The 4,304-nt window shown below is 49.5% G+C and carries 3 protein-coding genes; all 3 read left to right on the forward strand.

Annotated features, from left to right (window positions below; genetic code table 11):
- Window positions 1-886: SDR family oxidoreductase (locus AC9UES_RS06315; protein WP_509527749.1), on the forward strand; the 886-nt coding region annotated here is incomplete at its 5' end.
- A gap of 63 nt (window positions 887-949) precedes the next feature.
- Window positions 950-2,383, forward strand: a complete 1,434-nt coding sequence (locus AC9UES_RS06320) for an aldehyde dehydrogenase family protein (protein ID WP_509527752.1) — start codon at window positions 950-952, stop codon at window positions 2,381-2,383.
- A 15-nt stretch (window positions 2,384-2,398) separates the two neighbouring features.
- Window positions 2,399-4,304 (forward strand): 3D-(3,5/4)-trihydroxycyclohexane-1,2-dione acylhydrolase (decyclizing) (gene iolD, locus AC9UES_RS06325; RefSeq protein WP_509527755.1); only part of this gene is annotated, 1,906 nt, incomplete at its 3' end.

Consider the following 4,304-nt stretch of genomic DNA (forward strand, 5'->3'; position numbering starts at 1 on the left):
TTTGCAAAGCTCTGGTCACGAAGTAATTGGCCTAGTTCGATCAGAAGCCAAGTTGCCCTGGGAAACCAAACTGGTTGATTTCACCAGCGAAGACTCAATCAGTTCGGCTCTAGAAGGCACAGAAGCCGTCGTTCACTGCGCTATAGCTAATGATTTCAACAGGTTGCTGCAAGATCGAGACTTCGCTTACGACAGCTTTGTTGGGATGACCTCTCGGGTTGTCAAGGCTGCCAACAAGGCAGGATCAAAACCTATTTACATCTCAACCGACTGGGTTATGGATGGCACCACGCATCTTTCTTTGGAATCCAACAAAGGTAACCCGGTGAACTTTTACGGATTTCTTAAGGCTATGGGCGAGCAGGTGGTGCGCGACTTAGCTCCAGAAAACGGTGCAGTGTGCCGCATCGGGGGAGTCATGGGTTTTCATCAAACCAAGTTAGATGGCCCAAGGAGTCAAGACGTTGGTTTTGGATACTTTGTTACCTCACTTGTGAACTCTTTGAGCAAAGGAGATACTTTCGCCGTTTGGGGTGGCGATCAAGTAAACAAAATTGCAACCCCATCTCTTGCTGCTGAGATTGGTGCGCAAGTCGAGAAAGTTGCCATACGAAATGCAACCGGAACTTTTCATTTAGTTGGTGACGATGCTGTTACCAGAATGGAGCTTGCAAAGTTAGTTTGTGAGGTCTTTAATCTAGATGCATCTTTGTTGCAAGAAACAAACCCACCCGAGTCTGAACTGTTTCCCGCTCCGGTGCCGGTGGATACCTCACTGTCTAATGTTGAGACTAAAAAGATTCTCGGAATTGGTGAAAAAAGTCTTCGAAGCTTGCTTGAGTCCTTGCGGATTGAATACGAAGCTGGTTTACCGACCAAGAATTAGTGCCCTAGATTCTTTGTTCTGACAAAGACTAAGCTGGAGGCAATAGCGACAAGGAGGTCAGCTTTGCAGAAGTTTAACCTGCTAATTGCGGGCCAAGGTTCGAAGAACAAATCATTTGAGCCAGTCGTTACCCCCTACAGCGGTGAGGTCATAGCTGAGGTTGAGACAGCGACAGTTCAGGACGTCGAACGAGCTGTCGACCAGGCGGAATTAGCCGCCGTGACCTGGCGCAGGACTCCTGCCCATAAGAGATATGAAATCATGATGGCAGCCGCCGCGTTGGCCGATGAGCGCCAGGAGCAAATGGCCCAGATTATTTCCCAGGAGAACGGCAAGAGCATTCTTGAAGCCAGATCCGAAGCTGCGCGTAGCGGCGAAATAATGAGACTTTCAGCTTTTGAAGGGTCCCAGCTTTACGGCGAAGGATTACCGTTGGATGCCAACAAGGGAACTGGCCAAGAAAAACTTGGCTTTACTCTGCCTCAACCAGTTGGCGTCGTTGTTGCAATCACGCCATTTAATTACCCAGCACTTTTAGTTATGCACAAAATCGGGCCAGCACTAGCTGTTGGCAACGCGGTTATCTTGAAGCCTGCAAGAACCACACCACTGACTGCAATTGCGTTGGCCCAGTGCTTCATCGATGCTGGCTTACCTGAAGGTGTTCTAAGCGTTATAACCGGTCCAGGTGCCGATTTAGGTGAGGCCCTAGTCACGAACCCGAAGGTAAGAAAGATATCGTTCACGGGTTCGACCAAGGTGGGAGAGTCCATCACCAGAATTGCAGGAGTCAAGAAGCTCTCGCTCGAACTTGGTGCCAGCTCACCGGTTGTGGTCTTGAGTGACGCGGACATAGAGTTTGCGGCTCATGCGGTTTCCATCGGGGGCTATGTGAACGCCGGTCAGGTTTGCATCTCGGTACAAAGAGTAATTGTTGAAAAATCCATCAGGGCAGACTTTTTGGATGCGCTCAGACCTAAAGTTGCAGCCCTAAAGTATGGAAATCCTCTGGACGAGAGTAACAATATCGGCTCGATGATTTCGGAGTCCGAGGCGAAGCGAGTGGCTGCAAGCATCAAGGAATCAACTAGCCAAGGGGCAAACCTTCTCTTGGGTGGCGAGCGAGAAGGCTCATACGTCCAACCCACAATTCTCACTGACGTTGATCCAGATTCGTCAATTGCCCAGCAAGAGCTATTTGGCCCAGCGGTCGTGATTTCCAATGCCAAGGACGACAGGGAGGCAATCGCCCTGGCAAACAGCACTGTGTATGGTCTCGGCGCTGGAGTTTTCACCAAGAACATGGATAAAGCAATTGAATCCATGCGTGAAATTGATGCGGGAATCATTCACATTAACTGGACCCCACTATGGCGGGCTGATCTAATGCCCTACGGTGGACTCAAATCCAGCGGCATAGGCAAAGAAGGAATTAGAACCACGGTTTCGGAGATGACAGAATCTAAAACAATAATCATGCACGGTCGCGCCTGGTAGAAACGGAGAGACAAAATGACTAAGCCAAACTATGGAGAGACAATTACCCTGACTGTTGCGCAAGCAGTAGTTTTGTACATTTCTAACCAGTACTCGGTTTCTGATTTGGGTAGGCAGCGATTTGTGCCCGCGGCTTTTGGAATATTTGGCCACGGCAACGTCGCTGGACTAGGCCAAGCCCTCGATGAATACCATGATCACCTTCCATTTATGCAGGGAAGAAACGAGCAAGCTCTAGGCCATGCCGCAATCGCTTTCTCAAAGCAAAGACTTCGCACCCAAACCATCGCTGTTACCTCATCGGTTGGACCAGGCTCCACTAACTTGGTAACCGCGGCCGCGCTTGCAACGGTAAACCGGATCCCACTGCTACTTCTGCCTGGTGATGTTTATGCAACTAGGCGTCAGGGCCCGGTACTTCAGCAGCTCGAAGACTTCTCACAACCGGATGTTTCCGTCAATGATGCATTCCGCCCGGTATCTAAATTCTTCGACCGCATCACAAGGCCCGAGCAATTACTGTATTCACTTCCTCAAGCTTTTAGAGTTTTGGCGAATCCAGCAGAAACTGGAGCAGTAGTTATTGCCCTGCCACAAGATATTCAGTCGCACTCTTTTGATTTCCCGCGATCATTCTTTGAACCAAAAGAGTGGAAGATTCGAAGGCCGTTGCCAGACCCAACAGATATCCAATCAATAGCCAAAGCGATTACGGGCTCTAAGAAACCATTGGTTATATCCGGAGGTGGGGTTATTTACTCCGGAGCGACAAAGGCACTAGAAGCCCTAGCCAATCAAACCGGCATTCCTGTTTCTGAAACCTTTGGTGGAAAAGGATCCATTCAAAAACCTGGATCTTGGCACCTCGGGGGCATTGGACTCGAAGGAACACCTGCGACCAACAAGTTAGTGATGCAGGCAGATTTGATCATTCATATCGGTACCAGATTGACTGACTTTGCTACGGCGTCTCAGTCAATTTTCCAAAACCCAAAGGTGCGCTTTGTTTCAATAAACGTCACTGAGGGTGACGCAATCAAGCAAGGCGCCACAGCAGTAGTAGCGGACGCAAAGCTCTCCCTAGAGGCTCTGGCAACCGAGCTGAAGGGATTCCAGATTGATCCCGCATGGCGCGATGAGATAACAACTCAAATGTCTGGCTGGAATACCTTGAGAGCTGAGTCAATTGATCCTGACAAGCTCTTTGATAAGTCTGACCTGGACGTTCGAACCAATACTGATGCAGTTTTGACTCAGGGTCAGCTAATTGGCGTCTTGCAAGAAAAAGCACAAAATGGTGACATTTTGATAGCAGCAGCTGGTGGACCCCCAGGAGATATTCAAAAGGTTTGGGACGCTACCGAGGGACGCTTTGCTCACTTGGAATTTGGCTTTAGCTGCATGGGGTATGAGATTCCTGCCGCTATAGGAGTTCGACTAGCCAATCCAGACAAGAAGAACCGAGTGGTTTCTCTTGTTGGCGATGGAACTTTCGTGATGGCTCCAACAGAAATTGTTTCGGCAGCGCAAGAGAATCTCGATCTCACAATCGTGGTTTCTGAAAACCGGGGTTATCAGGTAATTAGACGCTTGCAGATGTGGCGGGTGGGCCACCACTTTGGAAATGAGTTCCGTTACCGCGAAGAAGGACCCATTTTGACTGAGTCTGCCGGCACTAAGAACTCACCTCGTCTTGAGGGCAACTACCTAGAAATTGATATCGTCTCGATGGCAAAGGGTATGGGTGCCAAGACCTATCGACCTGTTACAGCCGATGAGTTCAGAAAAGTTTTGGACGAAACCAGAACTGCTTCTGGGCCCGTAGTAATTGTTGTTCCAACGATCCCTCACGTTAGCCTGCCCGGGGCTGGACTTTGGTGGGATGTTGCTCCTGCGGAAGTATCAGACCAGCCCTGGCTTA

Origin of the sequence: Rhodoluna sp., from assembly GCF_044232805.1 — a bacterium.
Taxonomy (GTDB): Bacteria; Actinomycetota; Actinomycetes; order Actinomycetales; family Microbacteriaceae; genus Rhodoluna.